This window comes from Hyalangium sp., from assembly GCF_035629615.1.
Lineage (GTDB): Bacteria > Myxococcota > Myxococcia > Myxococcales > Myxococcaceae > Hyalangium.
The window spans coordinates 1-5,763 of record NZ_DASPHO010000321.1; the positions used below are offsets into that span (position 1 = coordinate 1).

5 protein-coding genes and 1 pseudogene are annotated in these 5,763 nt (G+C 67.4%); 4 read left to right on the forward strand and 2 right to left on the reverse strand.

Features of this window, described 5'->3' with window-relative positions; translation table 11 throughout:
* The 3 genes and pseudogenes from VD972_RS16120 to VD972_RS16130 form a co-directional block, all read left to right on the forward strand.
* A pseudogene (locus tag VD972_RS16120) lies at window positions 1-1,043 on the forward strand (hypothetical protein); the annotation flags it as partial.
* Window positions 1,044-1,045: 2 nt separating this feature from the next.
* Complete coding sequence (locus tag VD972_RS16125; protein ID WP_324987866.1) at window positions 1,046-1,855, forward strand: hypothetical protein; 810 nt, start codon at window positions 1,046-1,048, stop codon at window positions 1,853-1,855.
* A gap of 121 nt (window positions 1,856-1,976) precedes the next feature.
* A complete protein-coding gene (locus VD972_RS16130; protein WP_324987869.1) occupies window positions 1,977-4,385 on the forward strand; it encodes a fibronectin type III domain-containing protein in 2,409 nt (802 codons plus the stop codon).
* Here VD972_RS16130 and VD972_RS16135 read toward each other — a convergent pair.
* Window positions 4,382-4,585 (reverse strand): hypothetical protein, encoded by a 204-nt coding sequence (locus VD972_RS16135; protein WP_324987872.1) that lies wholly within the window; start codon window positions 4,583-4,585, stop codon window positions 4,382-4,384. The two genes, VD972_RS16130 and VD972_RS16135, sit on opposite strands and share 4 nt — an antisense overlap.
* 218 nt (window positions 4,586-4,803) lie before the next feature.
* Here VD972_RS16135 and VD972_RS45345 point away from each other — a divergent pair, with 218 nt between their 5' ends.
* The gene (locus VD972_RS45345; protein WP_349256551.1) at window positions 4,804-5,409 is read left to right on the forward strand and encodes a YHYH domain-containing protein; all 606 of its coding nucleotides are present in this window, start codon (window positions 4,804-4,806) and stop codon (window positions 5,407-5,409) included.
* A 16-nt stretch (window positions 5,410-5,425) separates the two neighbouring features.
* Here VD972_RS45345 and VD972_RS16140 read toward each other — a convergent pair.
* On the reverse strand, window positions 5,426-5,763 hold a 338-nt coding region (locus VD972_RS16140; RefSeq protein ID WP_324987875.1), incomplete at its 5' end, for a hypothetical protein.

Here is a 5,763-nt window from a genome sequence, read left to right on the forward strand (position 1 = left end):
TGTCCGCGCTCTTCTCCACCTTCCAGCAAGGCATGACGGCGGGGGGGCCTGCCGGGGGCTTCGTGGCCGTCATCGCGGATCTGCTCACCCGGAGCCAGCAGTTCGCGGTGTTGGTGGAGACGATCTCCGGACTCATCGGAATGGTGGCCGACTGGCTCGGCAAGCTCGTCGAGCCGTTCATCCCGCTGGTGGGGGCCATCGCCCACCTCATCGAGGCAGGGCTCCAGGCGCTCACGCCAGTGCTCACGAGCCTGACGGCGTTCATCGAGCCCCTGGTGCCCAGCATCATGGTGCTCGGCGAGCTCTTCGCGGGGCTCGCCCCAGTCATCGCCCTGGTGGTGCAGGCGCTCATGGTGGTGCTCAACCCCCTGCAGCTCTTCGCGGGCCCGGCGCTGAAGGCGCTCTTCTCCGTGCTGAAGACGGTGAGCACCATCATCCTCACCGTCATGAAGGCGCTCGGGGACGTGTGGAACGGCATCGTGGGGGCCATTCAGAAGGTGTTCCGCATGCTCGCGGACATCTCCGTGTTCGGGGTGAGGCCGCTCGGCTTCCTCGACGGGTGGGCGGACGGGCTGGAGCGCGCCAAGGTGGACACCGAGGCGATGGCCAAGGCGCTCCAGGCCCTGACGGGGATGACTTACGAGGCCGCCCTGGAGAAGGCCAAGGAGACGGCCGAAGTCATCCGCAACCGGAAGGAGACGGAGAAGGCGACGCAGGCGCTCACCAACGTGCCGAGCGCCTTCAAGTACGCCCTGGCGAGCTTTAACGCCCAGGATCCTCAGGGGCCGGGGATGATGCCTGTGCCCTCCGCGCCGCCCGCCCCACCCCCCTCGGGCGGCGGCAGGCCATGGGAGAGCGGCACCCCATGGGAATTCGGTGTGACGACGCCAGCACAGCCAGGGGCGGGCCCTGCGATTGACACCGTGAACATCAACACCACCTCCGTGCCAGAAGCAGTGGCGCAGCTCGAGCGCCTCATGGACAGGTTCGGCTTCGCTCGCACCGGCTCCCGCGGCCGGCAGGGCAGATACGCAACGGCGTAACCATGGCTCACCTCAACCTGAACGGGATTCCTGTGGAGTGCTCCGGAAGCGAGTACCAACCGGTGCGGCTGGGCGAGGTAGTGCGCTCCTTCAACGGCGCGCCGCGCACCACGGCCCGAGTACGGAAGCGGGACTACCGCTTCACCACGGACCAGGGCGGGCTGCTGCTGGAGGAGGCCGAGCTGCTGCGCGCGCTCATTGAGGGAGAGGGGCACAGCTGGAGCTTCGAGACTGCGGAGCTGTACTCCTCCAGGAAGCTGCTGCCCTCCTCCGTGAGCGTGACGGACATTCGCTCCGGGGACGTGGCTGGCAAGCACGAGCTGGGCCTCTTCGCGGAGGATGGGAGCGTTGTGGAGTGGCCCCTCGCCTATGACACCGCCGCGTGGACGCTGCTCTTCTGGCGGAAGGTGAGCAGCGCCTGGGTACACTACGTCATCCGCAGGAGCCCTTCCTCCGCCTCGCTGGAGGTGTGGGAGGACGCGGTGCAAACGGACGCGGATCCGGACATTCTGGGCATCGACGTGGACGGCGACCTCTACCTCACGTGCAACGCGGGGGACGAGACGATTGATGACCTGGTGGCGCTGCCCTACGCAGTGCCAGACGAGTGGGTGCCGCTCCTGCTGGTGGACCGGGCCGCACGCGCCTGGGCGCCACTGCCCTACGTGAACGCCTCCGGGCCTGGAGTGGTGCCGAGCACGGGCCTCACGTGCATAGGGGAGAGCTTCGCCGCGAGGCGCGTGCCGATGCGTGAGGAGGACGGCACCTTCACCGCCGGGGAGGTGTTCGACTTCCAGCTCAAGGGAGTGTAGAGATGCACCGCTGTCGCGTAGCTGAGACCCAACAGGGCGGAGTTGGCATAGCGCCGGACTAGCAGTGCGGAGGTGCAGGGTTCGAGTCCCTGCCACGACAGCGCGCCCCTTCTCCAGGGGCATGCGCACGCTCACCACACAGCAGCTCGCCACGCTCGCCTCGGAGGCCGGGTACACCAGCCGGGCCCGCGTACTCATTGAGCGACTCGCCTTCTGGTACAACCTCACCGCCCTCCTCGAGGACCCTGCGTTGGACTTCCTCGAGGAGGTGAGCTGGAGCTGCTCCGCCGACGCCCCGGCAGCGAGCGCCACCGTGCGCTGCAGACGCGAGGTGAACGGGGCCTCCCTGGCGCCGCTGGTGACGGATGCTGCGGCCAACTTCGCCGCCGGCGTCTACAACCCGCTGGTGAAGGAGGGGCGCCTCTTCAAGGTGGAGGCCGCCGTGGTGCCGCTCGGTATGGAGCCCACCAGCGCAGACTGGACGGAGGTGTTTCGCGGGCGGATTGATGAGGTGGAATGCGGCGAGGGGGTTGTCTTCACCGGGCGCTCTCACCTCTGGGGCCTGCTCCAGGACACCCCCATTGAGACGGAGCGGGAGTACGGGAGCGACAGCGGCGTGGACGTGCAGACGGTGATGCAGGACATTCTCGACGACAACGGGTTGAGCGCCATTACCCTCTACACGCCCGCCTCCCCGAACTGGGCGCTCAAACGGTACGTGCAGCAGTGCGAGCCCGTGGCGGACGCCCTCATGGCGCTGGCCCGCCAGCTTGGCTGGGAGGTACGAGAGAAGTGGCTCAGCAGTGGCCCGGGCACGGGCGCCTGGCGGCTCTGGTTTTGGAGCCCGGACAGGAGCGCCACCGCGCCAGTGTGGGAGTACGGGCCTGGGGACTACGAGCGCCTGGAGGAGGTGCGCACCTTCATTGGTGACGTCCGCAACGTGGTGGAGGTGGTGTACTCCGACAGCGGCAATAGGGATGTGGCCGGGGTGAAGAAGCGTAAGACGGTGACGCGGACGGACAGCGGCTCAGTCACCGCCTATGGCGAGCGCTTTATGCGAATTGCCGAGGCGGCCTCCAGCAACATAGACACCTCGGCCGAAGCCACCACCCTCGCGGACAACGCCCTGGCGGACCTCAAGGAGAAGCCCCTCGGCATTGGCTTCACACCGCTCTTCCACCCGGGCCTCGAGCTGGCGGACATGGTGGGGCTCTCTGGTAACGGGGTGCACTTCACCGCGGACCAGGTGGCGGCCGTGCAGTCTCTTGCCCACAGCTTCAACGCGGGGGGCAGCACCACCAAGCTCGCCCTCCTCGGCAAGCCCAACGTGGGCCTGCGCACCTGGCTCGACATGGAGCAGCGGCCCGGCATTGCGCCGGCGAGCCCCTTCACCGGCCCGGCCGCGCCGGCGAGCGTGAGCGTGGTGGAGACGGTACAGGGCCTGCGGGTGAGCTTCGAGCCCCCCTCCCTCGGCCCAGTGGCCACCGCCTATGAGCTGCACGTGAGCACATCCAGCGGCTTCACCCCGAGCGACAGCACGCGCCGGGTGGTGGGCAGCCTCACCGAGATGGTGGTGACGGACTTGGAAGCCGGGGGCTCCTACTTCGTGAAGGTGGTGCCCCGGGACGCCAAGGGGAACCGGGGCACGGCCAGCGCCCAGGTGGCCTTCACTCCCCGCTACGTCGAGCCCCGGGTGCTGCAGCCCCGGGTGACGTATGCGGCGCTCCCGCTAAACAGCGACTTCGAGGCGGCAAACGATTCCTCCGCACCACCAGACGCGTGGGACATGCACACGGGGACGTGGAGCACCGACGCATCAGTCGACACGACGTTTGTCGGCACTGGCACAAGGGCTGTGAAGATCGAAGCGACGGGCGTCGCAACGAAGCTCCGAAGCGCCCTGTTCGTCTGTAGAGAGTACGACCTCGTCAGGGTGACAGCGAGGCTCGCGGTAGATGGCGCATTCAACACGGCCACGCTCTACATTCGCTGGCTCACCAGTTCGTTTTCGGAGATCAGTCTGTCGACCGTCGCGGCGCTCGCCACGTCCGGCGGGGTGGCGACCTATACGGATATCGGAGGGACGCCGATTGAGGCTCCAGCGACCACGGCCTATGCACAGGTCGTCGCAGGCAAGCCATCGGCGTCGGCCTACGAAATGTGGATCGACACCTGTCGCGTCTTCATTGAGCCGACAGTGGGCACGACGGAGGGGGGGGAGGCGCTCTCCTACTCCAACGGCTTCTCGGATGGCTCACTCGATGGGTCAGCGATGTATCGAATCGACCCCCACGGGTTTCTCTACCTCCGCGGAGCAATCACGCGGGGGGCTCCGCCAGCCTCTGGGACGGTGATTGCCACGCTCCCGAGCGGCGCCCGCTCAGCTCACACCCACAGATTTGCGGTGGCGACCGATAGTGACATCGGAGTCATCCAGATCGAGCCGACTGGCGAGATGAAGTACATCTCTGGCGCGGTGACAAGGATCTGGCTGGACGGTATTCGCTTTCGTGTCCTGTACGGCGGCTAGTCCGTGGCGGAGACGTGTCCGTCCGTGGTCCAGACTCGAAACTCGCGGCCGGCCGGACACGGGGTCGCCTGCTCGTGGCAGTAGTGGTAACGCACGTTCGGCGGTGCTCCGAAGAGCGCGAAGAATTCGGAGGAACATGTCTCGAGGTCGCGCACCGCGTGGCCGATCAGTCGCTTGTCGGTGAGACAGAGAGGGAGCACGGAGTTGCGTCCATCGCCGATCCATCCTCCGTCAGGACCGGCATCGTCATGAAATCCAGCCCCAGAGTCAGGCCGCTGACTGACGCGCGAATTCTCACAGCCGCAGGCAACGGAAAGGACAGCCAGCAGCAGGGCGGGTTGGCGCATGCCTCGCTGTTCTCACATTCTGCGGTTTTCCGTCAAGGCGGGAGGAGGATTATGGAAGAGTCCTTTGGTCCATGGTTCGTGCTCTCGCGTTCGGCTCCCTCCTCCTCCCGCTGGTCAGCCTCGCTCACCCGGGCGGTCTCGACTCCAGCGGCTGCCACAACGACAAGAAGCACGGGGGGTACCACTGCCACGGAGCTCCAGCGTCCACGGCATCCCCTCCACCCATGCGCTCGTCGGTCACGTGGGAAGCTCGCCGCATGGATCCTCCGGATGCTGGAGTACCTGACGCAGGGACACGGAGAGCACCGCCCCGTCGCCTTGACCTCCCCTCCCTCCCGGCTGCCACCGCGCCGAAGGCGGATCCTGTCCGCACACCCGGGAGCGCGGACGATGGTCGCGATCTGCTGTGTTTCATGGCCTGCATTGTTGCCATTCCCCTCGGGCTCTACGTCCTACTCCGGCGCCGCCGCGCACCTGGAACGCCAGCGCCCGAAACTCGGGAGGATGAGTCCGGCCCACGTCGGCGACGTGAGCCGCCGCGCGCGGGCGAGCGCGGACTGACGGCCACCCGCAAGGGGAAGTGCACAGAGTGTGGACGGTGGTTCGGTGAGGGCGCTCCCATCTTTTGGAACGCCAGCACGAGGCGCGCGCGGCACGTCCGGTGTGAAGAAGCGTAGCTGCCACCGGCCCCGCTCAGGGTGAGCAGCTGCGGCACCTCACCTGCCAGAGTTGCTCCCAGGCGCCGCCCTTCGTCTCCTGCTCTCCCAGGTGCATGAGCCTGCCCTCGCCCTTGGCCACCCACTCTCCGCACTCACAGCGGCTGGCGTGAGAGTTCGTCCGGTGCACGGAGCTGGAGGCCTGGGAGCAGGCGGGCTCGAGGTGGCGCAGGCCGGTCGCCGCGGTGAAGAGCGCCTCCTCTCCCTTGACAATGGCGCCTCCACACGCGCTGCAGCTGCCCCTGCGCTTCGTGAGGATGCGCGGCACCCTCAGTCCTCGGTGAGCAGCTCGCGCAGCTTGGAGAGGCCCTGCGC

Excerpts from the sequence above, each read along its gene's own strand:
- VD972_RS16125 (WP_324987866.1), top strand. The coding sequence starts at position 1,046 with ATGGCTCACCTCAACCTGAACGGGATTCCTGTGGAGTGCTCCGGAAGC.
- VD972_RS16130 (WP_324987869.1), top strand. The coding sequence starts at position 1,977 with ATGCGCACGCTCACCACACAGCAGCTCGCCACGCTCGCCTCGGAGGCC.
- VD972_RS45345 (WP_349256551.1), top strand. The coding sequence starts at position 4,804 with ATGGTTCGTGCTCTCGCGTTCGGCTCCCTCCTCCTCCCGCTGGTCAGC.